28 protein-coding genes and 1 pseudogene are annotated in these 24104 nt (G+C 37.2%); 11 read left to right on the forward strand and 18 right to left on the reverse strand.

Translation table 11 applies throughout. The features are described from left to right. The first annotated feature begins 4 nt into the window (after positions 1 to 4). From SACI_RS01910 to SACI_RS01920, 3 genes are read left to right on the forward strand one after another with little or no spacing between them, the layout of a single operon-like run. Positions 5 to 946 carry an AIR synthase family protein gene (locus tag SACI_RS01910; RefSeq protein WP_011277308.1) on the forward strand — a complete coding sequence of 314 codons (942 nt, stop codon included), beginning with the start codon at positions 5 to 7 and terminating at the stop codon, positions 944 to 946. After that, positions 918 to 1409 (forward strand): NTP transferase domain-containing protein, encoded by a 492-nt coding sequence (locus SACI_RS01915; protein ID WP_011277309.1) that lies wholly within the window; start codon positions 918 to 920, stop codon positions 1407 to 1409. The genes SACI_RS01910 and SACI_RS01915 overlap by 29 nt, the downstream gene beginning before the upstream one ends. Continuing rightward, the gene (locus SACI_RS01920; protein ID WP_011277310.1) at positions 1409 to 2155 is read left to right on the forward strand and encodes a DUF1614 domain-containing protein; all 747 of its coding nucleotides are present in this window, start codon (positions 1409 to 1411) and stop codon (positions 2153 to 2155) included. The genes SACI_RS01915 and SACI_RS01920 overlap by 1 nt, the downstream gene beginning before the upstream one ends. Here SACI_RS01920 and SACI_RS01925 read toward each other — a convergent pair. From SACI_RS01925 to SACI_RS01995, 15 genes are all read right to left on the reverse strand, one after another. Then, on the reverse strand, positions 2148 to 2402 hold the full coding sequence (locus SACI_RS01925) for a hypothetical protein (RefSeq protein ID WP_230937888.1): 255 nt from the start codon (positions 2400 to 2402) through the stop codon (positions 2148 to 2150). The two genes, SACI_RS01920 and SACI_RS01925, sit on opposite strands and share 8 nt — an antisense overlap. Before the next feature lie 39 nt (positions 2403 to 2441). Continuing rightward, positions 2442 to 3239 carry a precorrin-4 C(11)-methyltransferase gene (gene cobM, locus SACI_RS01930; protein WP_011277312.1) on the reverse strand — a complete coding sequence of 266 codons (798 nt, stop codon included), beginning with the start codon at positions 3237 to 3239 and terminating at the stop codon, positions 2442 to 2444. Next, entirely contained in the window at positions 3226 to 3897 is a 672-nt protein-coding gene (locus tag SACI_RS01935; protein ID WP_011277313.1) for a cobalt-factor II C(20)-methyltransferase, read from the reverse strand. Before SACI_RS01935 ends, cobM begins: the two co-directional genes overlap by 14 nt. Beyond that, the gene (gene cbiT, locus SACI_RS01940) at positions 3894 to 4472 is read right to left on the reverse strand and encodes a precorrin-6Y C5,15-methyltransferase (decarboxylating) subunit CbiT (protein WP_011277314.1); all 579 of its coding nucleotides are present in this window, start codon (positions 4470 to 4472) and stop codon (positions 3894 to 3896) included. The genes SACI_RS01935 and cbiT overlap by 4 nt, the downstream gene beginning before the upstream one ends. Continuing rightward, positions 4469 to 5515 carry a cobalt-precorrin-5B (C(1))-methyltransferase CbiD gene (gene cbiD, locus SACI_RS01945; RefSeq protein ID WP_015385410.1) on the reverse strand — a complete coding sequence of 349 codons (1047 nt, stop codon included), beginning with the start codon at positions 5513 to 5515 and terminating at the stop codon, positions 4469 to 4471. Before cbiD ends, cbiT begins: the two co-directional genes overlap by 4 nt. After that, on the reverse strand, positions 5502 to 6257 hold the full coding sequence (locus SACI_RS01950) for a precorrin-3B C(17)-methyltransferase (RefSeq protein WP_011277316.1): 756 nt from the start codon (positions 6255 to 6257) through the stop codon (positions 5502 to 5504). Before SACI_RS01950 ends, cbiD begins: the two co-directional genes overlap by 14 nt. Beyond that, positions 6254 to 7255 carry a precorrin-8X methylmutase gene (locus tag SACI_RS01955; protein ID WP_015385412.1) on the reverse strand — a complete coding sequence of 334 codons (1002 nt, stop codon included), beginning with the start codon at positions 7253 to 7255 and terminating at the stop codon, positions 6254 to 6256. The genes SACI_RS01950 and SACI_RS01955 overlap by 4 nt, the downstream gene beginning before the upstream one ends. 216 nt (positions 7256 to 7471) lie before the next feature. Beyond that, positions 7472 to 8128, reverse strand: coding sequence for a cobalt-precorrin-7 (C(5))-methyltransferase (locus tag SACI_RS01960; protein WP_015385413.1), 657 nt, complete (start codon positions 8126 to 8128; stop codon positions 7472 to 7474). Continuing rightward, positions 8121 to 9098 carry a cobalt-precorrin 5A hydrolase gene (cbiG, locus tag SACI_RS01965; protein ID WP_011277319.1) on the reverse strand — a complete coding sequence of 326 codons (978 nt, stop codon included), beginning with the start codon at positions 9096 to 9098 and terminating at the stop codon, positions 8121 to 8123. The genes SACI_RS01960 and cbiG overlap by 8 nt, the downstream gene beginning before the upstream one ends. After that, positions 9095 to 9925, reverse strand: coding sequence for an isoaspartyl peptidase/L-asparaginase (locus tag SACI_RS01970; RefSeq protein WP_015385414.1), 831 nt, complete (start codon positions 9923 to 9925; stop codon positions 9095 to 9097). Before SACI_RS01970 ends, cbiG begins: the two co-directional genes overlap by 4 nt. 270 nt (positions 9926 to 10195) lie before the next feature. Beyond that, positions 10196 to 11524, reverse strand: coding sequence for a hypothetical protein (locus SACI_RS01975; protein ID WP_015385415.1), 1329 nt, complete (start codon positions 11522 to 11524; stop codon positions 10196 to 10198). Then, positions 11521 to 12048 (reverse strand): hypothetical protein, encoded by a 528-nt coding sequence (locus tag SACI_RS01980; RefSeq protein WP_232463162.1) that lies wholly within the window; start codon positions 12046 to 12048, stop codon positions 11521 to 11523. Before SACI_RS01980 ends, SACI_RS01975 begins: the two co-directional genes overlap by 4 nt. A gap of 22 nt (positions 12049 to 12070) precedes the next feature. Further along, on the reverse strand, positions 12071 to 12691 hold the full coding sequence (locus tag SACI_RS01985) for a hypothetical protein (protein ID WP_011277323.1): 621 nt from the start codon (positions 12689 to 12691) through the stop codon (positions 12071 to 12073). Between the two features lie 331 nt (positions 12692 to 13022). Beyond that, positions 13023 to 13328, reverse strand: a complete 306-nt coding sequence (locus tag SACI_RS01990; RefSeq protein ID WP_015385417.1) for a hypothetical protein — start codon at positions 13326 to 13328, stop codon at positions 13023 to 13025. Further along, the gene (locus SACI_RS01995; RefSeq protein ID WP_011277325.1) at positions 13303 to 13854 is read right to left on the reverse strand and encodes a hypothetical protein; all 552 of its coding nucleotides are present in this window, start codon (positions 13852 to 13854) and stop codon (positions 13303 to 13305) included. The genes SACI_RS01990 and SACI_RS01995 overlap by 26 nt, the downstream gene beginning before the upstream one ends. A gap of 210 nt (positions 13855 to 14064) precedes the next feature. Between SACI_RS01995 and SACI_RS02000 the strand changes: the two genes are divergently transcribed. Both SACI_RS02000 and SACI_RS02005 read left to right on the forward strand, forming a co-directional pair. Beyond that, positions 14065 to 14865: a hypothetical protein gene (locus SACI_RS02000; protein ID WP_230937885.1), complete on the forward strand. Its 801-nt coding sequence runs from the start codon at positions 14065 to 14067 to the stop codon at positions 14863 to 14865. An 84-nt stretch (positions 14866 to 14949) separates the two neighbouring features. Further along, the gene (locus tag SACI_RS02005) at positions 14950 to 15924 is read left to right on the forward strand and encodes a zinc-dependent dehydrogenase (RefSeq protein ID WP_230937991.1); all 975 of its coding nucleotides are present in this window, start codon (positions 14950 to 14952) and stop codon (positions 15922 to 15924) included. Here SACI_RS02005 and SACI_RS11520 read toward each other — a convergent pair. Further along, complete coding sequence (locus tag SACI_RS11520) at positions 15832 to 16767, reverse strand: cobalamin biosynthesis protein (protein ID WP_011277328.1); 936 nt, start codon at positions 16765 to 16767, stop codon at positions 15832 to 15834. The genes SACI_RS02005 and SACI_RS11520 overlap by 93 nt on opposite strands. Next, positions 16722 to 17480, reverse strand: a complete 759-nt coding sequence (gene cobS, locus SACI_RS02010; protein WP_011277329.1) for an adenosylcobinamide-GDP ribazoletransferase — start codon at positions 17478 to 17480, stop codon at positions 16722 to 16724. The genes SACI_RS11520 and cobS overlap by 46 nt, the downstream gene beginning before the upstream one ends. A gap of 14 nt (positions 17481 to 17494) precedes the next feature. Here cobS and SACI_RS02015 point away from each other — a divergent pair, with 14 nt between their 5' ends. Next, positions 17495 to 18874: a cobyric acid synthase gene (locus tag SACI_RS02015; protein ID WP_011277330.1), complete on the forward strand. Its 1380-nt coding sequence runs from the start codon at positions 17495 to 17497 to the stop codon at positions 18872 to 18874. A gap of 22 nt (positions 18875 to 18896) precedes the next feature. After that, positions 18897 to 20018: an ATP-binding protein gene (locus SACI_RS02020; protein WP_011277331.1), complete on the forward strand. Its 1122-nt coding sequence runs from the start codon at positions 18897 to 18899 to the stop codon at positions 20016 to 20018. On the opposite strand, the gene htpX is transcribed toward SACI_RS02020, so the two are convergent. Next, positions 19987 to 20982, reverse strand: a complete 996-nt coding sequence (gene htpX, locus SACI_RS02025; protein WP_015385421.1) for a zinc metalloprotease HtpX — start codon at positions 20980 to 20982, stop codon at positions 19987 to 19989. The genes SACI_RS02020 and htpX overlap by 32 nt on opposite strands. A gap of 61 nt (positions 20983 to 21043) precedes the next feature. Between htpX and SACI_RS02030 the strand changes: the two genes are divergently transcribed. The 4 genes and pseudogenes from SACI_RS02030 to SACI_RS02045 all read left to right on the forward strand — a co-directional run bounded on the left by SACI_RS02030 (position 21044) and on the right by SACI_RS02045 (position 24095). Continuing rightward, the gene (locus tag SACI_RS02030) at positions 21044 to 21451 is read left to right on the forward strand and encodes a CBS domain-containing protein (protein WP_011277333.1); all 408 of its coding nucleotides are present in this window, start codon (positions 21044 to 21046) and stop codon (positions 21449 to 21451) included. Between the two features lie 6 nt (positions 21452 to 21457). Then, complete coding sequence (locus SACI_RS02035; protein ID WP_011277334.1) at positions 21458 to 21673, forward strand: hypothetical protein; 216 nt, start codon at positions 21458 to 21460, stop codon at positions 21671 to 21673. A gap of 87 nt (positions 21674 to 21760) precedes the next feature. Continuing rightward, positions 21761 to 23260, forward strand: a complete 1500-nt coding sequence (locus SACI_RS02040) for a hypothetical protein (RefSeq protein WP_011277335.1) — start codon at positions 21761 to 21763, stop codon at positions 23258 to 23260. 15 nt (positions 23261 to 23275) lie between these two features. Next, positions 23276 to 24095 (forward strand): annotated as a pseudogene (locus SACI_RS02045) (class I fructose-bisphosphate aldolase). The last annotated feature ends 9 nt before the right edge of the window (positions 24096 to 24104 follow it).

The following is a 24104-nucleotide window of genomic DNA, read 5'->3' on the forward strand; positions in this document are numbered from 1 at the left end:
TATTATGCGTTTCGGAAAATTAAATCCTAAAGCCTTCCTCCACAGATTACCCATAGGAAATTGTGTAGTATGCCCAGGCATAGGAGAAGACGATGCATACGTAAAAGTAGAAGGCGAATATCTTGTTATACACTCTGATCCAATAACAGAAACAGGCAAGGATGCAGGATATTTGTCTGTTGTAGTTGCCTGTAATGACGTAAATATGAAAGGGGTTGAATGTAAGTCAATAATTACCACCCTTTTACTTCATGACGAGGAAAGTCTATCTCCTGTCATTGAGGGGATAAGTGAGGCATGTAACATACTGAAGTGTAAAGTAGTTGGTGGGCATACTGAGCTAACCAAAGGATTAGACAGAGATATTGTAGTAACTACAGCTTTTTCATTTTCTAATCACGTTCTACGCCTCTCAGACGTAAGGGAAAATGACTATATAGTTCTTTTCGGTAACCCTGGAATTGAGGGCACTTGGATTTTGGCAAATGAATATGAGGATAAACTGAGTAGACTGGGAGTTAGTAGAAACCTCATTGAAAGAGCCAAGAGATTCAAATATCTTATTCCAGTGCAGGATAAAGCTATGAAAGTTAAGGACTATGCAATATCAATGCATGATGCTACGGAAGGTGGTATTTATCAAGCATTATTGGAAGTGGCTCAAGCTACTAACCTAAGAGTAGTTGTAGAAAAGGAGAAAATACCTTTACTAGAGGAAACTGTCGAGATCACTAAAGCACTGAATATAAACCCATATACGCTAATTTCGTCTGGAGCCTTCATAGTTATAACTAGAGACTATGAAAAATTAACTCGATTAGGAGGAGTTTTAATAGGTAAACTCAAGAGGGATACACCTGCACTTGAGGTAAACGGTGAAGTTTACACTGAGGATTTTGAAGAGGAGTTGGTAAGGTTTGAAGGCTATAATAATGGCGGGAGGTAAGGGAAGTAGAATATCCCCATATAAACCAATCCTAGAAATATGTGGTTTTCCGATGTACTACTGGGTTTATAGAAGTCTGAGAGAGTTTGCAGAGGAGATATACCTTGCAATTACCCCTTGGAGTTCCCTTATCTTCTCAGATATTCCTAAGATCATTACATATGGTAATGGTTATGAGAATGATGTTATAGAAGCTGTTAAACAAGTAGGATTTCCTGTTATAGTCACACCCTCTGATACGCCATTAATTCCTAAACACGTGTTTATGAAACTGATCAATGATTGTAGGGCTCAAATCTGCTCCATCAAGGACGTAAAAGACTACGTAGGAATTAGCCTGTGGAAATCTTTGAAGTTAAACGAATACCAGGATATACTAGTTGAGGAAGAAATCCTAAATGTAAATACTCCTGAAGATTATAGGAAAGTCAAAAATATATGTGGCAATATAGATGAAAACTAATGGCTAATAGAATTATAGTCTTCTTTCCGGTCAGGGGAATTACAGCGATTCTTTACGTATTCCTCGCCTTATTTCTGTTCATTATCTCACTTAGCTACTTCACCTATTTATTTAGACTAATAGGACTGTCCCATGGATTAGCATTCGTTTTCTCTTCTTTATTAACAATCTTCAGCTTTTTATTCAGCTCCGTGAATATTGTTGTCAAAGAGGTTCAAAGGGAAAGAGAGCTAGTACCAGAAGTAGATGTAGTTTATGTATTTGGAATCCCTCTTCCTGTTACAAGATTGTCCATAAAGCCTAGGAAAACATTGATAGCAATTAATGTTGGAGGATGCCTAATTCCCCTAATAATCTCCATTCTATTAATATACTTTGCTTTCCATAATTTACACAACATAATACTTCTCGTTGTAGATGTTATAATCCTGATTGCAGCATCAAAATACTTTTCAAAAGTCATGGAAGGTGTAGGAGTAGTTATGAATCCTTTAATTCCGCCAATTATCGCAGGGATTTTCAGCGTTTTACTCTTTCTACATAACCCTTATCTAGTTCCTATATCGGCATATATCAGTAGTGTATTTGGCACACTAATTGGGGCAGATTTACTTAATATAAGAAGTATATTAGAAGCCAACCCTCAAATTGTGAGTATAGGAGGAATGGGAACATTTGATGGAATATTCCTATCAGGCTTATTCTCTATAATTATAGGAGAACTCCTTTTAGCCCTAATTATCTAAACCTAAGCGGTTCTCCTCTCCTGGTCTTTATCTCAGCTATACCTTCTTTTCCCTCCTTATATCTCATCTTAACCTTTCCACCTTCAAAGACAGCCTCAATGTATCTAATATCCTCGTCATCCCATCTGGCGTACTCTATGATGTCACCAAGCTCAAACTTTTCAGAAATACCCCTCAGCATCCTTAATTCATAGTCCCTTATTGGCTCTCTTCTTTTAGGTGTTGTAAAAGCGTATAGTCTTCTCACAATTATTACTCTTTGGTCATACCTAATAAGCATACCGTTTTATGCTTCATCAACTACTTTCTTTTTCGGTCTAAATGAATGTGCATGGGAAGGATCGTACACACTAGACCTTATTTGATCCTTATATCTGTTTGGATCTGCAACCTTACCCACAATAATCATACTGTCCTTCGTCAACTTTTCAGCCTTAACTTTCTGAGCTATATCACCAACTGTTCCTTTGAGTATCTTCTGCTCAGGCCACGTTGCTTTGTATACTACAATTACTGGCATATCGTCAGGTACTCCTCCCTCTTTCAGTTCCCTAACTACCTTATCTATGAGTTGAACACCTGTATATATTGCCATTGAAGCACCTTTCATAAGAAAGGGTGCATAGTCTTTTATTGAACCCTCCATAGGAACTGCACCGGAAGCTCTTGTGATAATAACTGTTTGTGAAATCTTAGGTAAGGTTAACTCAATACCTAGAACACTTGCGGTTGCTATTGCAGCAGTTATCCCGGGAACTAATTCATAAGGTATTCCTGCATCTTGCAGAGCCCAAATCTCCTCTATAAGGGCGCCATATATGGAAAAGTCTCCGGATTTTAACCTAGCTATTAACTTTCCCTCGTTGGCTTTCTTTATCATTATATCAGTTATCTCCTCCAAAGTTAAGCTTGCTGTATTTACTATTTCAGCGTCCTTCCTAGCCCACTTTAATACTTGAGGATTAACTAATGATCCAGCGTAAAGTACTACATCAGCGTCCTCTATAACGTTTTTAGCTCTTACAGTAATAAGTTCAGGATCTCCGGGACCTGCACCTATGAAAACAACTTTACCCTTTTTCATTATTTCTCACCTTACATATCAACATTGAAAAATAATCTTTATCGTACTCATTTTCACTCCACGGTATAACCTTCTCCCCGTCTAAATAACACCTCCTTGCATACAGAAGATCATAGTCGTCTTTAAGTTCCTCCGATATTTTGTCCAAGTTCTCATTACCCTTCAATACTATGATGGTCTCAAAGTCCTGTTTAACCTTTGAAATCAGATCTAATCGGTCAGCGGGAATAATTGCTATAGCCTCATTTCTTAAGGCTAAAGGCATGAAAGCCTTTGAAGCACATGCAGTTATAGACGAAACACCGGGGACAATCTCAACACTATTAAAACATCCAAGATAATTACTTACCCTAAAAAATGTACTGTATAGGGAGGGGTCTCCAAGAGTAACAAAAGCCGAGAGAGACTTAGATTTACTACAAATTTCCTCTCCTATTCTTTCCAAATCCTTTGGGTCAACGTCCTTTTTCATTGGAAAACCCAAAGTGACTATCTCTGCCTTACTGTACTTCTCCACTATACTCAAGGCTAAGCTCCTGTTAGTGCCAGTTGAATAGGGCACAAAAACGACCTCAGCTTTACTTAGAATTTCCGAACCCCTTACAGTTATCAGATTTGGATCTCCAGGACCTAAACCTATAACATACAACTGTCTCATTTTTTCTCACCATATATTATGAAAATTGGGTTTCTTGAAATCATAGCATATCCCTTGCTCGTTTTCATTCCCTTTGCAACTATTACTTCAATCACTTCAGCCTTATAGCCTAATTCGCTGAGAGTGTGTAAAGCCTTTACTGCACTTTCAATCAGAATGGCATCAAGGACAATCATACCTCCCCTTCTAATCTTTTCACTAACAACAGGTATGATTTCTTCTAACCTTTCAGTACCACCTATGAATGCAGAGTCAAGTTCATCATTTATTTTATTCAATACCTCTGGTGCTTCACCCTCAATAATCTCCACGTTTCTAAGGGAGAATTTCTCCACATTTTTCCTTGTAAGTTCCACAGCCTGAGGATCCCTCTCAACAGCATACACTTTACCCTTCTCCCCAACAATTAGCCCTGCCTCTACAGAAACACTACCTGTTCCACTGCCCACATCTAGGAACTTTGCACCGTAGAATAGCCTAGCCTTGGAAAGAGCTAAAACTCTTATCTCCTCCTTAGTCATAGGGATCTTCTCCTCTCTTATAAATTCCTCATCAGGGATACCTGGGACTCTCATACTTCACCACTCTTTGCCATAATTTTACCATCCTCAGAGATAACTACAACTCCTAATTTTAATTTACTCACTCTTTTTAGTTTCTCGAGTGCTCTATCTGATACCACTTTCATAACCTTCTGCCGTTCTTCATCTGTGAGATATGATAACCCCTCTGAGATGGAAAGGGATTTCACTATTTTTTGGATTTTTTCCAGGGAAATGCCTGCTACTACCGACGAGAAAGTCAAAGTCTCTAACCTTGCGTCACCGAATTTACTGTGAGTGTTTAGCATTCCTGCAGCTACCTTAACGAGTTTTCCGGGTAAACTAACAAGAATCACTTGAGAAAACCCTAACTCCTCAGCTACCTTTAACGATGAACCTACGTTGTCCCCTATCTTGATGACTTTATCACCGTAAATTTCCCTAGCGAACTTAAAACTAGTATTCCCTGGAGCAAGGACTAAAGTTTTATGACCTGTACTTTTTACTACACACGCTTCAGACTTTATATGCTCGATATAATCCTCATCACTTACAGGATATTCAATTCCTGTAGTACCAAGTATTGAAATACCTCCTTCAACTCCAACTAAAGGGTTCATAGTGTTCTTTGCCAACTCCTCTCCCTTAGGTACATATAATTTTACGTAAACACCAGAACTTACCACTTCCTTTACAGCGTCAATAATCATCTGTTTAGCTATTGGACTAATGGATTTATCTCCCACATCTCCTTTAAGTCCAGGTCTAGTTATTGTGCCCACCCCTTCTTCTGCTGTAATGGTTATAGTCTGAGAGTTACTCCTACCTGAACACGCAATAATTTCAAGACCGTCAAGTATATCAGGATTGTCCCCAGAAAACTTCTTTGCAGAGGCACAAAACTCACTCTCTTTTCTACTGTAATTTCCCACTGATATCTCTAGTCTCAGACCAATAGGCGTTGGGATGGTGACAGTTTTTGGTGTTTCGTTTTTAATCAAAAAGATAACTGAAGCCTTTGATGCTGCTGCGGCAGTTGCACCAGTAGTTATTCCAAATCTCTTAAGTGTTGACATCAAGGCTGTATTTCCTCTCATACCCTCTTGGCGTCAATATTCTATTTCCCCACAAATAGCTACGTGAATTCCCAACAACCACTGTAGTAATCATGTTAATTTTATCTTCGTATTCTCTCCAGTTCGAGAGCGTCGTGGTAAATACCTCTTCTGACTCCCTATAAGCACCTTTCACTATTCCCACTGGAGTCTCAGGCTTCCTATACTCTGAAATAATTTTCATGGCTTTTTCAAGAAGAGGCTTATTTATAGGGTTATACAGGACTATTACAAAATCTGCCTCTGCAGCTTTTCTCACCCTGAATAGGATATCCTCCGCAGGGACTAGTAAGTCACTCAGACTAATTGAGGCGAAATCCATTGATAGCGGTGAACCAAGTCTAGATGCTGCAGCTAACCCTGCAGTAACACCGGGAATTACCTCAAAGTCTACCTGAATTTTATTCTTATACATCATTTCCAAAGTAATTCCAGCCATTCCGTAAACTTGTGGATCGCCACTTGAAATAAGAGAGACAACATTTCCTTCCATGGCTTTTTCCAAGGCTGTTCTAGCCCTATAGATCTCCTCTTTCATTCTGGCAGTTATGACTTCCTTACCGTCAGTTAGGTCTTTCACTAAATCAGCATAAGTGGTGTAAGCAACGATTACATTACTCTCCTTTATGGCTTGAACTGCTCTAATCGTTCTCATCTCTGGTGAACCAGGACCTACACCAACAATATACAATTTGCCCTTCATATCCTGACCCTCCTAATTAGTTCATTAATTATTGCAACTGCAATATTACTTCCACCATAACTTCCCCTTACTACTATACATGGAATACCACTTTTTATCAGTTGTTCTTTTACTTCGCTTGCGTTAGTAAATCCTGGAGGAGATGCAACAACTAACGGAATGTCAACCTTTCTTTCCTCATGAATTCTTAACACCTCTAACAAAGCAGTAGGTGCATTACCTATTACAACAATCTTTGATGAGTTTAGCCCAAGTCTCATTGCAGCTGCAGTCCTGGTTATACCCATTTTTTTAGCTAATTCTGATGAGTTATCAAGGTAATTCTCGACCTGTTCCCACCTAATACCGGCTTTCACCATTTTAACATCAGTTAGTATCGATATACCTGATCTCAAAGCTTCTAGACCACTCCCTATTGCATCATAAGATATGTATACATGTTTAGCTAATTCAAAGTTCCCAGATGCGTAGACAGCCCTTGCGATTACCTCTAGCTCTTCATCATTAAAAACGCTGAAAATTTCTCTTAATTTCTCTCTTATCATGTTCATAGTATTTTCCTCAATCTCCTCAGGGTCTTCAATATAATGACCTTCTTCAACGTCCTTAAATGCGGATTTTATCCTGTAAAAAATAGCAAGTTTAACTAGTTCAGAATCTGCTAAAGGTTTGGTTATATATGCATAAATCCTCTTTCCGTTGTATGTTGTCTCACTCCATCTGTAAAAGTCAGAAACGTTTAACTCGCCCATAATGTCATGGGCGACGTGATTTCCCCTGCCGAGAAATGCTAAGGCAAAAATAAAATGATCATAACCATGTGATAAAAGTTCATTTAACCGCGTACGCCAATTAGGTTCAGTGAATTCATTATGTGTTAGATAAACTGGAATTCCCAGTTTCCTTTCCACATACGATGTGACCTCTCCCATATCTTCAACAAACGTATTCCTTCTAGAACCATGAGTTAAAATTAAAACTGCAGTATTTTCTCGCATTATGATGGATAGGGTATCCAAACATATAAACTTATGGCACAAACACGAATCTCTATAAAATTAAAATCGGAAGCACTATTTATAAAGCGTCATAGATTACATTAGTTACGTTAAGACTGTAAAAATTCCCTCTATTTAGTCACATGTAACTTGTTCAGAAAGGCACTCTACATCTTACACATACAATAAACCTGAACTTGTAATCCCTTACCTTGACTAACTTAATTTTACATAGACTATACTCATGTCACTGAATTTCAAGTCCATATCCAATATTTCCTTTGCCATGAAATGATTAACCTTTTCGTCACTGAAACTGAGCCTCTCCATCACAACCATTTCAGGATTTAGACCCAAACCAACTAACCTCTCCGCTATCTTCTTTACTCCATATGAATAAGGTTCTGGGATTATCAATAGATCCCTGCCCAAGGCTATACTCTTATCTATTTCAGTGTAATCTAATTCCCCTCTAATATGAAAAGTCATAAAGACTACCTGAGATAAATCCTTCTCAACTAAAGCCAAAGCCCTCAATACAGAGGATATCCCAGGTACAACTTCATATTTAACATCAAACTGTCTGCATGATTCCCTGATCCTTCCAACGAACTGAAAATCAGAGACTGAGGGGTCGCCATGGTCTAATATAGCAACATCTTGTTCTCTGGCTCGTTTTACCAAATCGGGTATTTGCCTATCCTGGTCTTTATAATTTAGATATACTACCTCTTTTCCTGATAAATTAAATCTAGAAACTACACTCTGCCAACCGGCAACTATTTTACACTTCTCTATAATCTTTAGAGCCTTAAGTGTTATTAATTCAGGGTCTCCTGCACCTACACCCACTATGTAGAGCGTTTCAAACACCTGCTATTGCAACTGTTATTTTGCTCTTATAACTTATTTTCCTTAAGATCAACTTCGCAGAAGGACCTCCTGCTATGAATGCGCTGATCTCAGCTACGCCCTTTATTCCGAGTTCCTCCAATTTCTCACTAGGTGGGGTTAAACATTCGTCATTAAATGAATTTATAGTCTCCCAGTCGATCTTTTGAAACGGAATATTCAGACTTTTAGAGACTTCCTCTACAACCTCCCTTACTGAAGCTATCTTCAACACCCTGTCCAATCCTACTTTCAACTGACCTAGAGCAAAATATATTGCCTCCTTAATTTCCTCGACAGAGGCTTCTTTCTTTGCACCTATTCCAACATACAATTTCAATGGTCTGAGATAAACAGTGTTGTCGTCACCCATGTTCTCGTTTCCGTCCTTAATAACTTTAACAAAGTACTTACATTCAGCATCTTTACCTAAAACGTAATTGCCCTTAACTACTGGTAAAGAGTTCACGCCCTCAACACATACCTTTTCTCCCCTAATTAAAGCTGAGGTTACCCTGACTATCGCGTTAACATTAATCACCTTGCATATTAGTAAATTTGCCAACTCTTCTACGCTAGTCACCTGGTTTATCTCACTTGCTGTGGTTATTACGGGCGTGGCGTTTAATATTCTGGATATCTCAGAGGCGAGTTGGTTTGAACCCCAGTGGGAGCCCAACAAAGGAATAACAAACTTCAGGGAGTCATCAACTGCAATAACGGAGGGATCTACGTCTTTACTCTTAGCATACTTACATACAGTCCTTACAACTCCACCTAATGCCATAACGAAAACTAGTGCATCATAACAATTCCAAATCTTGCCTAACAAATTATCGTCATATTTAAAAAGCACACTTGGGTACTCTTTCTTAATAATGTTCCAGAGCTTTCTTGCACTGTCCTCAGCTGTAGCGTAAATTACTGCTATCCCTCTCCTCCAGTATATCACAGCTCTCCCTCAAATACATAAATTCTTTTTACCTCGCTGTCCTTTACCCCTCTTGCCATACCAATAGTATTATAATAAGCAGATACGAAACCCTTGCTGTCTAGTCCGATCATTCCTATGTTGTCCTTACCGAAAATCGAGGTCACCTTATTTATAACGCTTCTTATGGAGTCATCAATAGAAATACCTAAGGATACAAGAATATCAACTTCTTTAGCAGGTAATGTCCTGAGTATAATTTCTCCTATTCCAGTGGAGGAAACTGCAACTCTCTCGGTTGCGTAAAAACCTGCCCCAGGTATAGGCGAATCTCCAACCCTTCCGGGTAATTTCCCCGAAATCCCACCAGTACTAGTTCCTGCAACCAGATTACCTTCTTTATCAAGTGCTACTGCACCCACAGTGTCGCCTGATCTTAGGGGAGACGTAATTGAAGTTTCTATGGTGACAAGGGATTCCTCTCCTCTATTACCTACCAATAGCACATGTCTTCCGTTCTTGAGAACTTTTAGAGCTTCCCTTATTGGGTTTTTAACTTTGACAGAAGCTACAGCACCAACCCTTAATGTGTTACCATGCATTATCCCTGCATCCATCTCGACCTCGCCTTTGGAATTTTTCACACTTCCCACGCCTGCATCGAATACTCCGCAATCCTCCATGTAAGCTATAGCTTCCACAACAGCTTCGAGACTTGATCCCCTCTTAAATTCATCATAACCCCTTTCAAGAGCTTTCTCCAGTTCAACTAAAGCTCTTTCATGATTCCTCTTATCCCAATTCCCAGCTCCACCATGGATACCTAAAATAGGAACTTTATATTTCATAATTACTAGAGAAGGAGAACACATAAAAATTATTCGTGTCTTGGATAATTACTCTTCAGAACGTGTTCATAAAGTGCATTCGGACTTTATATCCCGTAAATTTTTTCATAACACTAGAAAAATTAGTATAGTTAGGATGATGTACTTTCACCCTCACTGAAAGGTGAGGATGAGTCCGACTACTGACGCAATAGAAAACTCAAGGAGGGATTAACATTCACGTTTTCAGTAAGGCCAGGTGCGCTCACTAATCGCCTACTGGTGATATCATCATGAAGAGTATACTGTTGCGTAAACTATGCCCCAATTAGCATATGAACCCCCTGTATTTCCGCCTATAGCAAAAGTGTATTGTCCTGCAGAATATTTAAGACCTACGTTATACGATAGAGTAGCGGTCTCACCACTATTTAAATCAGTAACTTGAGTGTATAACCATCCAGTGGATGGGTTATAAGTAGCTTTCATGCAGACGTAAAAGTAATTGGAAGTCTGTTGAATTCCAAAACCGTTATTACCAAGTGGACCATATGGTGTAATACTACTTATATACCCATTATTTGACGTTACGTTAAATAAATTGAAAACAGATGCACTACTTGCTCCAGATTCTATCCAATAAGGATCCCATTGTACCATAAAATAATCTCCATTAGAATAAGGAAATATTAGTAAACCTTGTGCGTATAGCAATTCGCTTCCTATTGACGGATCTGATACATAATTTACAATACTCCCATTACGAATATATACAGGGTTCATGAAAAAGTAAATTTCGAATCCATCTGCAGGAGTATTTGAACCTGCACCAAAACCTCCAATTAAAAATACAGTAACATTTTTATTTTGCTGAGTAGTATAATTGAAAAATATTAGACCTTGATCATAGGTTGGTATAACTGAAGACATGCCTGAAGATATGGGTACAACTAATTCTAAGGATTGCTGATAATAATTTGGTGACCAACCAGACGGAGACGTTATTATGGGAATGTTATTATAATATAATCCGATAATTGACCCAAGTCCATAATAGTCTAATGATCCCATCTGCCTATCTCCGTCTAGGTAATTGAATATATTAGCTGAAGGCATCTTTGTTAACGAAACAGCCAATTGATAGTTATATATTGAATTTATTGATGTCGTAAAATTAATGTAAAGATTGTGGGTGAGTGGAAAACTTGTTAACCCGTTTGCAGACTCTAACAGTAAATAATTACCTGAGTAGGCGTTTACTGGTAAGCTATAAGTCGATGTGGAGTTTCTTAAGTATAGAGAAGCTCCTTGCAAATTAGAGTTGCCATTAACATAAGATTTTGTGGAAAGACTGAAATTAAGAATAGGAGTGTTCAACAGATTATAACTGTTTTGTGTAGATTGAACTGTGATTGCTGGCACATTTTCACTGTAAACTCCGTTATTAACTGTTGGTGTGATTAAAGAAGAATAATCTGGCAAACAAGAGTTTACCAAATTTTTCAGAGACACGAGAACAAAGGGTGTAAAAATTAGCTGAGCCTGAAAGAAGTAGTACACAGATGCTGACGTTATAACGAGAGCTACAAATAATAGAGGCAACAAGAAGTAACGCCTCAAGGGGGTACACCCCTAACTAGACTATCAGTCCCATAAGAATAGTACATGGTCAAGGAAAAACTGGATATCTGATAGGAGCCAGTGAAGTAAACTACAAAACTAACGTTATAAACCTGGTTCTGATAAACCTTTAATGGGGACTGGGAGAGAGGATAAATAGTATATGTCAAGGTTTTGGTTGAGTTTTTCAATATCATATTTACCTTATATACCATGTTCTGAGAAGCAATTGTCACGTTAGATATGTAAAAGTATCCATTGGAGTTTACTAATATCTTAAGTACATTCAGAAAATAAGCTTGAGTAGAATTAGTTATATAGAAATATAATGAGACCTTACCTTGAGAAATCTGAGAATAAGCAAACTGGCTTACACTTAAGCCCAAAATCACTATCGGCGAATTACGGTATGATATTGTATTTGTAGACGTATAAAAAAGCACGTAATCAGATAAGGTAGTCAGAACAAATGAGGACGCAAGCACAAGGACTAATATTAAAAAAACTTTTTTTAGTTTATCCAAAACCCCTGCCACCTTGTCCTTTTTATGGTGAGGGTAGAGGTATAGGTGGTGGAGATGCTGTCATTGGCGAAAATCCGAAGTTGACTGTTATTGTAGCTAGATCATTAGAGGGAGTCTTTGGCAGGGTTCCCTGATATGGAACTATTAGTAGGCTCACGATGTAACTCCCAGAATTAATTTGTAATGGGGTGCTAGGTAGGGTACTGTTAACTACACCATTCACGATTAATTTATATTTGTAGACAATTTGCCCTTGTTGATTCATTATATATAGTGTGGCATTCTGAATAGGATTATTAGTTGCTGTATACGAATATGCTACTTTTGCTAGATATATATAGCCTGTCTTGCTAACCGCTAATCCCATAAAGTTGAAGTAGTAATTGTACGTTGCATTCGTGATATTTACTTGAGCAGTAAATCCGCTTCCGCCAGAGGAGGGTTGAGCATTAATATAACTTGGAACATTAGAGTTATTTCCAATTTTAGCGTTACCATTTGGCTGTATCGCAAAATACATTGGTGGGGCTACATTACCGACAGTTATTTGCCCTTGGTAGTAGTAAATTACGTCTGCAACTAGCACTGGAACAAAAACAGATACAAGAAATACCGACAACAGAAGAAGTCTCTTCTTATTCATAATGCTCTACTGGACTACCTATTTTTAAATTTGCGTTAAAAAGTTTTTTACCCCTGCTCTGAAGTAACTAAATTAAGTAAGATATTTTACCTTTTATCTTTCTTTCAAATTGTTAATTAAACTTTAAATGAAAATCTATATATTTCGACAGATGAATATTCATATACTTATTCACATAAGCTATCTTTGTGTTTGATTTTAATGAAAGTATAACTTTAACTTTTTCATCTGTTAGTATAAAGAACTGTTACGTCGTTTTACGGAATCAAATTCCCCATTAGGGTCTAACATTGAAGAACATAATAATATTGAGGACTAAATTAAAGAGAATTTAGGTTTGATAATCTATTACCATAGTTAGATTGAACTCCTTTAAAATTTGGTCACCGTTTGGTAGTTCATATTTTAATAAAATAGTTATGCCGGCTGTATATATCTCTCTACTCTCTAAAGATGAAATGTGAAAAGGATTGTAACTTAGTTTTATGGGTATTTTTAGGTAGTTTGCACCCTGTATAAGTGAGATGTTAAGGTACTTTATACTGTTGTTTAATGGAACAGACATAGCGGCTACAACTTCATTATTAGTGTTGTCATTTATGTAGGCATTTTCAACATACTCTAGGGTACCATTCAAAGGCGTTATAATCCTTAAGAAAAAATATACCATAAGTTCCATTAAATGAAACGTTGTAAAGGTTAGCCACTAATATGATCTCTGGCTTTACCAGGTCACTGAAAGAGATATAAAATTTTGTAAAATTATACTCTCCCCCAATAATGCCAGAAATTTGTACATTAGTTGAGTTGACCACATACTCAAATAGATTTGAAGTTATGGGTAACGTTATGTTAAATTCCCTTACAGAATGAGGAGGAACTAACATTCCAGGGGATACAGAATAATTCCCTACTCCAGGAATAAAGACATAACCATTCATAAGAGGAATGTATGTGGAGATGGTGTTGTTCGCAATTAGCGATATTATAGTCTCATTACCGTACATCCCTATACCCATGACCTTTATATAAGGAGGTAAATTGGAAAACGTAACTACCCTTGCTAGTTTTTGCTGATAAAATGTTATAAAAATAGAAGCTACTAGTGTAACAACTAAAATTAATATAAATATCCTGTAATAGATGTTGGTACTTGAAACCATACTAATGTACTAGTTTATCATAAACAACTTTTGAATATTTATGCTTGCATCTAAAATTCAGCTAACTTAAACAACTGACATCGAATAAACTTTAAAAGATCAAGTTGTAAACCACCGCAAGTATTTATCTCTTCTTATTCTTGGTATACGCCCTTAAAATATGGAGGTGGACATAAGATTTTTATTAGTAATTTCATAACTACATTTCAAATGCGGACAGAGTCTATCATATCGTTAATTATAGCTTTAGTCACCCTAGTATGCCTGTTTCTTATACCTGTGATGGGCTTATCGACTTACACTTATAGCATTAAAGTTATGGGATTTTTAATGAGTGTAAGCTTTTACAACGTTAATTATACTATACTAATTCCTTCAATGGTTGCAACAATTGTCTTTGTAGCCCTGTCTGGTATAGTTCCCCTGTTTTGGAAGTCCAGGTATTCACTATACACATCTTTTGCTTTTTCAGTTTTATCCATTTCAATGCTGGTTGTTACTTATATTTGGGTCAGTAGGTACTTCCTTGTTAACAATTACCTGGTTGTACCTACAGAAAATGGAGTATTCTATCAGTTGTCCTCCTATAATTTAACCTTAGGATTCTCATCTTATTTACTCTTTATAAATGCTTACTTTGATGGTATGAACGCAATATCTAGAAGTACATGGTTAGATAGGTTAATAGGTAGAAAAGGAACATACATTGATCTAGTAATCGGCATAGCTAAGACATATAACATCCCATATCAAAAGACTGAGGACGGTGTAATAGTAGGTAATGACATTTTAATTACACAGGGTAACATAAATCATGATAAGTTAGAGTCTAAAGAGATCAAGAAAATGTATATAATCAAGGATTCACATATTTTTCTCATAGATACCAGTAAAGGTGAACATGATCCACAGTTATTTGAGCTGAAAGAGGGAGTGAAAAGAATTTTGTCGGATATTGTGGAAAAAGTAGGGGATAAGATAAACATCATGTATAAGGATGACTATCCTTGAGTGGAAAAATTGATATATAATTTGATTTAACTTTCTACCGTGAAAGCCGTAATTATTGAAAATGGCAGAGCGTCAATAAAGGATATGGATAAACCTTCAATCAAGGAAAAAGGAGATATTATAATAAAGATGAAAGCCTGTGGGCTATGTGGTACTGATATCGAAAAACTTCGCGGACAATACACAGCGTCTCAGCCAATTATAGGTCATGAACCATCAGGGATCATTGAGGAGTCAAGTGTAGATAGTCTAAAACCCGGTCAGAGAGTATTCGCACATCATCACGTTCCTTGTTATGAGTGTTATTATTGCACTCATGGAAGTGCAACCATGTGTCCTCACTATAGAAGGACTAATATTGAGCCCGGAGGTTTTGCAGAATACTTTAGAGTCCCAGCCTGGAATGTGAAAAGGGGAGGTGTACTAGTTCTTCCTGATCATGTTAGTTTTGAGGAAGGAGCCTTCATTGAACCTTTGGCAACTGTTGTAAGAGCACAAAGGAGGGTCAAGTTAAACAGAGGAGATAATGTGTTGGTAGTAGGAGCAGGACCTATGGGATTGCTCCACGTAATGCTAAGTAAGGTAAATGGAGCCTCTAAAACCATAGTAACTGACATAGCAGATTTTAGGGTTGAGTATGCTTATAAAGTAGGGGCTGATTACTCATTTAATTCTAAAAAGATAGACACTATAAATGAGGTTAAGAAACTAACAGACGGTAGAGGAGTGGATATAGCTATTATAGCTTCAGGCGCACCTTCAGCAATCTTATCAGGTCTTCTCTCTGTAAGAAAAGGAGGTCAAGTTCTCCTGTTTGGAGTTCCATTTAAGGGTACTGTCCTGAACTATGATATAAGTGATCTCTTAAACAACGAAATCTCAATAATCTCAAGTAATGCCGCTATTGAAGAAGATACTGTAGATGCGTTGAAAATAATATCTGAGAGAAAAATAGACGTTTCCAAACTAGTAACCCATAAATTTACTATTGACCAGTTCAATGAAGCCGTAAGGGTAGCTGAAGAGGGACAAGCCATAAAGGTAATAATACAAGATTGAAAAAATAGCGAGAAAGAGGATTAGAGTCACTTTAAATAGATTTAGGGCAATTTTCACGTGGTTATCTTCTGGTAAATTCCATCCATTTAAACCCACGTTATAAAATCCAATTTTTTCTAACCGGACGTTTAGTATTGATGAAGCAAATGAGATGGGATATTTAGCATTGGGGCTCTCTATTTTGCTCTCTTTCAGTATCCTTAGAGTGCTTTTTGGTCTTAACCCTAAAAGATATGCTGATAATAACATCAACAAGGCAGTTATTCTGGCTGGGATGTAGTTTAAAATAGTATCTAATTTAGCGGAGAACCATCCCTGTTCCCTGTACTCAGGTGTCTTATATCCGACCATGCTATCCATGGTATTCGCTAACCTTTGTAATAATGCACCTGGATAGCCTAAAACGAGAAACCAAAATATTGGGGATATTATTCCATCTACAGTACTTTCAAATAATGACTCTATTACGGCAGATCTAACGTGACCCTCACTTAACTCATAAACATTTCTCCTGACTAACTGCTGTGAGTATGACCTACTGTAAGTGGTAACAGGTGTGCTCTTCTTGACCAACGAATATAGTAACTTAATGGAAAAGGTGGTCTTTAGAAAAATGACCAGTAGTGGTAGTTCTACATACCAAGGAAAGTATAAAGGTATACAGAGGATGAACAGAATCGGAACGACAGACACTATCCAGAAGAATATTCCATAAAACCTGTTGGAGAAAGGTTTTATTAATCTAGATGATATTTTCCCTACCCATACTACAGGATGTATTATAACTGGAGGTTCCCCTAAGGTAAGGTCAAAGAGTATTGAAAGATAAAGTAATGGTAACAAGTCTTCTCAGCAACTAGTAAGTAAATTGGAAAAGATAAAGTTATAATAGCTCCTACTATATCGCCTGACATCCCGTCAAAAACTAACTTAGCCATTAGGTAGAACACGAGAAGTAGGATAACGTAAGCCAAGATAAGTACAGGTGATGAGAAGAGTATTGCAAATACTTGTACGAGGAGGAATTTAATAGAGAATAGTTTGTCCCTCATTTTATCATGAAACACTTTTCCCAGATAACTACCGGGAATCGGCTTCATTAGACCTAGAAGGGATATTGCGCTTGCCCTCGCTAGAACCTCGGATGGGAGGAAGAACCACAGATTGCTTACATTCAAGTTAAGTGTAGCTATAAGAAATATAGAAAAATAAACTAAAAATAGACCTATAGCCCCCGACCCGGTCTGTAGATCATGAAGAACTTGCGGTCTTCTCTCCTTTCCCACCATCAATGCGTCCCCCATGTCCAATAGACCATCCAAATGGTGAAATCCCCTAATTATCTCCACTGTAGGTATTAGTAGAAGAGCACCTAAGCTACCTATAAGCCTTATACCTAACAAGACAACAAACCAGTCTATTATACCTGTAATTATACCGACCATGAGTGGCGAGATGAAGGAGAACTCTGCTATCTCCTCTAAAGACGCACTCGGAGAAGGTATTATCGTGAAAAATGATAGTTGCCCTAATATTGCCTTTAATATCCTCCCCATAGGAATTAGTTATAATGGCAGTTATAATAGCTTCCACAATGAGTGACTCAGGAAAATCCACAATTGTGACGGGCTTAAGCAAACTATTTCATGTTAAACCTTTTAAAGCCCAAAACATGTCCCTGAATAGTTATGCAACATTAGATTATGGGGAGATAGCTTTTATTCAGGCTTATCAATCTATTGGCGCAGGTTTTTCCCCTGAGAGATATATGAACCCGTTATTACTTAAACCATCAGGTAACGGATTGTTAGAGGTCATCTTTTTTGGTGAATCGAAGGGTCTATTTAGACCTCAAGACTACTATTCAACACTCAATTATTTTTGGACTGAAATAGAGAAAAATTTCTCTAATGAATTTATTGTAGAATCTGCTGGTGGTATAGAGCCAAATTTTTTAGATAAAGATTTAGCATTAAAAGTCTCTGCTAATTTTAACGTTCCAATTATTTTAGTTCTCGATATAGATAGGGGCGGAGCTTTCACATCAGCATTGGGATCTTATTTATCCTTGCCTGTTTCTTTGAGGGAAAAATTAAGGGGTTTTATAATAAATAAGTTTAGGGGAGATGAAAAGTTCCTGGAACCAGGGATAAAGTGGGTTGAGGAGAGAACAAATATGAAATACTTAGGCAGCTTACCGTATTTCGAGGAACCATTAATAATGCCAGAGGACTCCATGAACCTCAATGAGGTAGGAAACGGAGAAATGGAGGTTAGTATAATAGCTTATCCGCAGATGAGCAATTTCAATGAGTTCTATGCCCTAAATAACTCTAATGCTCACCTTAAATTTGTAAAGAAACCTACGCAAATAACTGATTCAGACCTAGTGATCTTACCAGGTAGCAAAAATACAATAAAGAGTTTAGAGTGGCTTAAGAGCAGAGGCTTTACTGATTTCCTAAAGAGGAAACCCGTTCTCGGTATATGTGGGGGATTTCAGATCATGGGGAGTAAAATGATTGATAATAGTGGAGGACTAGAACTTGGAGATGTTAATCAGGTGGATGGACTAGGATTATTCGGAATTAACACTGTGTACGAGAAGGAAAAAGTCGTGAGTTTATCATCAGCCCAGTTAGGAATAGAGGGGTATGAAATAAGGAGAGGAAGAATAGAATACATCAATGAAGAGCCTCTAACCTACATCACGAGAAGAGGGAAAATGACGGTTTATGTGCCAGATGGAGTACTTAAAGGAGATAAGTTAGGTCTAAGTATTCATGGCTCCATGTTCTCCCCAGGAGGAAAGAAGGTTCTTAGCGAGGTATTTGGTCTTAAAATATATGCTGAGGATTTGGAAACTGAAATAAAAAAGCAGGTAGATAATCTCTCACGCGTCTTAAAGCAACACGTAGATGTAGATAAAATTTATGAGCTATACATTTAAGCTAGTCTTGTAATTTTTACACATGGAGTTCGATCCGAAAAATTTCATTGATGAAGTAAAGCCACAATTAGAAAAGATATTAGACGGAAAGGCAATTGCTGCAGTTAGCGGAGGAGTAGATAGCACAACAGCTGCCACACTTACCTACAAATTAATGGGAGATAAGGTAATACCTATAATAATCGATACTGGATTTTTGAGAGAAGGAGAGGTTGAAAAAGTGAAAAATATGGTGAAAAACGTCTTACCTTTACAAGTTGTTGACGCAAAGGAAAAATTTCTTAGGGCATTAGAAGGATTATCTGATGCTGAGGAAAAACGAAAAACTTTCCGAAAGATATTTTATGATATATTGTCTGAGCTGGTTAGAAAATATAACGCAAAATACCTTATACAAGGTACCATAGCAGCAGATTGGGTAGAGACGCAGGGAGGGATAAAAACACAACATAACGTCTTAGTACAATTGGGTATCGACACGGAGAGAGAATGGGGGTTTAAAGTTGTTGAGCCTTTAGCTGACCTTTACAAGAATGAGGTGAGAAAATTGGGTGAATACCTTGGATTACCAAAGGAGATATACAATAGGCAACCGTTCCCTGGACCAGGGCTTTTGGTAAGAACCGTGGGTAAACTTACGATTGAAAAACTAGAGCTGGTTAGAAAGGCTACAACAGTAGTAGAGAAATATTTAGATGGCATGGGTATATCACAGTATTTTGCGTTTATTTTTGAGGCTCAAAGTGAAAAACATGATGAACTTAGTAAAAGAGTTGGGAGCAATGTCTTCACATATAAGAAGATCAAAGCCACAGGTGTAAAAGGAGATGTAAGAGCTTATGGTAGGGTGGCTAAAATAGAAACTAATGAGGAAGACTATGAGAAACTGAGAGAATTAATGGAAATGGTTACGAGTAGTGACGTCACCCATGTTGTTATACCAGTCGCTAGAAGAGAAGATGGTGAATATACAGTAGGAATAAGAGCTGTCTCTACGGAAGATTTTATGACAGCTGAAATAACTAAACTTGATAGAGGGATTCTCAGCAAAATAGGGAATGAAATACTCAATATATCTAAAAAAATACATGAGGTTGTTTATGATATTACTACTAAGCCACCGGCGACCATTGAGCTTGAGTAAATTTGTCCAATAATTTAATTCTTTTTGCTGGATGTGGATGGTCACTGAAAAGGTCTGATAATATTCCTACTTTTTGTGTTCTCCAATAATTAACAAGTTCCTGTGCTTTATATGATGGAATTTCCTCATTACTCACATCTGTTCCAGAGAACAGCAGCATCTTTGCTACACCTCCACTTTTCTGCTTTACCCTATCAACTATTCCTGGGTCTGTGTAAATCACTATCTTGGCTAAGGCAGTCTGTAGGTTGCTAGCACCATTGGGAATTGTAAGTGCTGAATTAACATCAGCGTATGCTTCTCTCATCCTATTTAGGAATAACACGAAAATGTTGAATACGAAACTGACCGCAATTAATACTATGCCTATGAGAAACAGTAAACCAGAGTTACTATTTCTTCCGCCGCCTCCACCTCCAAGTAATCCTCCCCACCATAATGAGTAGCCTAACCAATACATTAAGGTCGGAATTAAACTTACAGCTAGTAATATCTCAGTGTCCCTATGTCTTAAATGACCTATTTCGTGTCCTATTACCGCTTTAATCTCGTCCTTATTGAGTATGTTTATAAGAGGAGTCGTTATTGCCATATTCTTTCCAAATAAAGGACTACTAAATGCAAATGCATTAGGGAAATTTACAGGTGCAACATAAACCTTAGGCATACTCATATTGTTATAGGTTGCTACTTCCTGAACTAAGTTATATACCCAACCATAAGTTGGGTCGTCAGCCTTCACTTCAATTAGCCTATACGCAGCTTTTATCATAAGAGGACCCAATAACCATTGTATGATTGTAAAAAATGTCACAAAGGCTAAAGCACCTGTAACGATAATCGATGTGTAAGCGAACCCAAACAAGTACCCAAGTAATCCATAAGCTACTAGAAATCCCAGAATAATGACAGATATTGCAGATAAAACCATTCCTAATCTAAATTTAAGGAGACTTACCGCCATTTGTATAAAAAATCCCTATTTAACCTAATAAAGTTTTTAGTAACTTTAAGAGAATAAGGATATGGATGAGAGCTTGAGTGAACAGGATATTGTAAAAGAGTATATGAGGTCGCCAGTGATTTCAGTAGATAAGAAGACGAAAATTAGTGAAATAGCCAAAATAATGACAGAGAAAAATATTGGTTCAGTGATAGTTACAGAAAATAATAAGCCAATTGGCATAATCACTGAGAGAGACATAGTGAGAGCTATAGGTAAAGGTAAGAACCTGGAAAGCACTGCAGAGGAAATTATGACAGTTTCATTAATAACCATAAGAGAGGATTCACCGATAGCAGGAGCATTATCCCTAATGAGGCAGTTTAACATAAGACACTTACCTGTAATTAACGATAAGAGGGAATTAGTTGGGATTCTCTCCATTAGAGATGTAGCTAGAGCTATAGATAACTTACTTGAAGGTGATTAGATTTTCATGAGAATCAAAGTGCCAAAAGAATGGTATGAAATTTTAAACCAAATCGCAAGGAAAAAACACATAACTCTTTCTAACTTAATTGCTGAAATAAGTAAATCCACAGAATGCCTGGGTTTACCATATATCTCCTCAACACAGTACAAGCAGATAAATGTAAGTATAGAGGACAAACAGATAGAATGGAAAATAGAAAAATTCTTATTCTGTAACTAACTTCGACTATAAGTTAGCAATAAGTGACTTTAGAGACTTATCTTTACAACGATTAAAAATAAAGTTCGGGATAAGAAACGGAAAAACGTGGAAAAGAAAAAGGTAGAGGAGAAGAAAATAAGACCAATTTACGTTGGTTTATTCAATTTCGGTACGAGAATAGTTAGTGCTCCCATTTCTTTTGTATTCACTTACCTGGTAGCCCATTACCTCAGTAATTTGCAGAACGGGCAAATAATATTTGCTACATGGCAGTCTATGTTCGTACTAATAATGGGTTACTTTACCTTACCTGCAGATATTTTCTCGTTAGTGACATCAAGGTTCTCTGTTGAAAACAGACCTGTGGGTGGAATATTATTATTAAATTTGATAACAGGTGCAATTTCCTCCCTAATATATGTAGTATTAACCCCTTATCTCATGTCAACTATAGGATATTTTAATACTTACGCGTTCTATTCAGGAATAATAGTTATATTGACATTCTACGTACTTCGTATAACTACTGCAATAACTAGAGGATTATCGCCAAGGATGATCGGAATCTCAGGCGTGATCTTTCAGATATCTAGATTAGTAATCGTTCTGGTATTATTTTACGTTTTTAAATTAAATATACTGGCTGTATCCCTAGCTTACGGTATAGGCTATTTAGCTCAAACTCTGGTATATTCAAATTTTATAAAATCTAACCTCAAGGTTGATTTTAAAACAACTGTAGAAATAGCTAAAAAGTCACTGACCACAATAATATCATTTCTGCAACTCATATTAGAGGCTACAATAGTATGGATAACACTGGCTATAACAAACGATGCGATTACAGTAGCTTACTTTGAGTCTGCAATAATAATATCCAACATAGTCACGTGGACATACTCGCTCTATGACGGGTTAATTGCAAAATTGAGTGAAACTAAAAGCGCTGAGGTTGTGGAGAATTTCGTTAAACTTTATTTTGTAGTATCAGCCTTTTTTCTATCCCTAGTTATAATAGAGGGTAGAGGGCTTCTATACCACCTTAGACCAGAGTATATGCAAGCCTTTATAACTTTCATAATAATTTCGATCTCCTCTTTCCTAAGAGGACTCAACACATTATTTTATCAGGCGGTTGTAATGATCGATAGGGCTTTAGGTAGCGAAGAGCGATTTGACATTAAAAAAAGTTACACTGCAAAGTTAAATGCTTCAAATACTATCTTCGCTATTATAGGAGTAGGTATTTCAGTAATCTTAGTCTATATTTACAAAGGATCCTCCCCTGCCCTATTATCTTCACTGATGACAATAGGAGTTACAGTAAATTCAGTTTGGATGACAATTTCCTCAGCTAGGATTTGTAAATCCCTTTATTCAATGAAAATTCCGGTAAAAGATATTGTAACTTCAACCTTCATAAGTATATTTACTACATTAGTAGGGATCATGTTCTTCTCTAGTAATTTTAGTTACCTTTACATGTTGGTATCTGCTCTGATCGGAAGCAGCATTTTCATAAGCCTCAGTTATGTATCAAGTCCCTTTGCAAGATATATTATTAAAAGAGGGTTAGTGGAGATAAGAAAAATTCTTATGCAATAACATGAAGAGAAATTTATGATTGGTTTTGAAATTAGGATGAAAAGACTTTTTGAGAGAGGCAAAGCCTTCGTAGTAGCTCTAGACCACGGTCTAGTAATGGGACCATTAAAAGGTATTGAGAGGGTAGCAGAAGTGGTTAGAAAAATATCGTTTAATGGACCAGACGCACTTCAAATGACGCCTGGTATGTTAAAGATCGTGAAGGAGAACTTCTTCTCCAGAGGATCTCCCATGTTAATAGCAAGATTAGATACGGCAAATGTATGGAGGTCTGATTATAAGAGATTCGAAAGTGGATATTATTCACAAATATATTCTGTTAAGGATGCTATTGAGGCTGGAGCTGACGCCGTAGTTACGTATTTCGTGGTAGGATATGGAGATGATCGTGTAGAGGGATATAACATCGAGAGTTTTGGCTAAAGCGAGAAGAGAAGCAAATGACTATGGAATACCGTTTATAATCGAGCCATTATTTGTCTCTCCTGATAATCCAGATTCTGTTAAAGATCCCAAGTTAGTTAAATACGTAACTAGATTAGCCTCAGAGATAGGTGCGGACATCCTCAAAGTAGATTATACAGGGGACAAAAACTCATTTAGGGAAGTAGTAGATTTGGCTTTTGCACCAATCTTAATAAGGGGAGGTCCTAAAACAAAAAATGATACTGAATTCCTACAAATGCTAAAAGACGCTATTCAGGCGGGTGCCTCAGGAATTACGGTCGGGAGAAACTTATGGCAGTCCAAAGAGCCGGATAAAATGGCAAGAGCGATTTCTGGATTAGTTCATGAGGGAAAGGATATTGGGGAAATATTAAAAATACTGGGTTGAAGTTTAAAC

The organism is Sulfolobus acidocaldarius DSM 639, from assembly GCF_000012285.1.
Classification (GTDB): domain Archaea; phylum Thermoproteota; class Thermoprotei_A; order Sulfolobales; family Sulfolobaceae; genus Sulfolobus; species Sulfolobus acidocaldarius.

Coding starts and splice junctions, on each gene's coding strand:
- SACI_RS01910 (WP_011277308.1), top strand. CDS start 5: ATGCGTTTCGGAAAATTAAATCCTAAAGCCTTCCTCCACAGATTACCC.
- SACI_RS01920 (WP_011277310.1), top strand. CDS start 1,409: ATGGCTAATAGAATTATAGTCTTCTTTCCGGTCAGGGGAATTACAGCG.
- cobM (WP_011277312.1), bottom strand. CDS start 3,239: ATGAAAAAGGGTAAAGTTGTTTTCATAGGTGCAGGTCCCGGAGATCCT.
- SACI_RS01935 (WP_011277313.1), bottom strand. CDS start 3,897: ATGAGACAGTTGTATGTTATAGGTTTAGGTCCTGGAGATCCAAATCTG.
- cbiT (WP_011277314.1), bottom strand. CDS start 4,472: ATGAGAGTCCCAGGTATCCCTGATGAGGAATTTATAAGAGAGGAGAAG.
- cbiD (WP_015385410.1), bottom strand. CDS start 5,515: ATGTCAACACTTAAGAGATTTGGAATAACTACTGGTGCAACTGCCGCA.
- SACI_RS01950 (WP_011277316.1), bottom strand. CDS start 6,257: ATGAAGGGCAAATTGTATATTGTTGGTGTAGGTCCTGGTTCACCAGAG.
- SACI_RS01955 (WP_015385412.1), bottom strand. CDS start 7,255: ATGCGAGAAAATACTGCAGTTTTAATTTTAACTCATGGTTCTAGAAGG.
- SACI_RS01970 (WP_015385414.1), bottom strand. CDS start 9,925: ATGAAATATAAAGTTCCTATTTTAGGTATCCATGGTGGAGCTGGGAAT.
- SACI_RS01985 (WP_011277323.1), bottom strand. CDS start 12,691: ATGAATAAGAAGAGACTTCTTCTGTTGTCGGTATTTCTTGTATCTGTT.
- SACI_RS01995 (WP_011277325.1), bottom strand. CDS start 13,854: ATGGTTTCAAGTACCAACATCTATTACAGGATATTTATATTAATTTTA.
- SACI_RS02000 (WP_230937885.1), top strand. CDS start 14,065: ATGCGGACAGAGTCTATCATATCGTTAATTATAGCTTTAGTCACCCTA.
- SACI_RS02005 (WP_230937991.1), top strand. CDS start 14,950: ATGGATAAACCTTCAATCAAGGAAAAAGGAGATATTATAATAAAGATG.
- cobS (WP_011277329.1), bottom strand. CDS start 17,480: ATGGGGAGGATATTAAAGGCAATATTAGGGCAACTATCATTTTTCACG.
- SACI_RS02015 (WP_011277330.1), top strand. CDS start 17,495: ATGGCAGTTATAATAGCTTCCACAATGAGTGACTCAGGAAAATCCACA.
- SACI_RS02020 (WP_011277331.1), top strand. CDS start 18,897: ATGGAGTTCGATCCGAAAAATTTCATTGATGAAGTAAAGCCACAATTA.
- htpX (WP_015385421.1), bottom strand. CDS start 20,982: ATGGCGGTAAGTCTCCTTAAATTTAGATTAGGAATGGTTTTATCTGCA.
- SACI_RS02030 (WP_011277333.1), top strand. CDS start 21,044: ATGGATGAGAGCTTGAGTGAACAGGATATTGTAAAAGAGTATATGAGG.
- SACI_RS02035 (WP_011277334.1), top strand. CDS start 21,458: ATGAGAATCAAAGTGCCAAAAGAATGGTATGAAATTTTAAACCAAATC.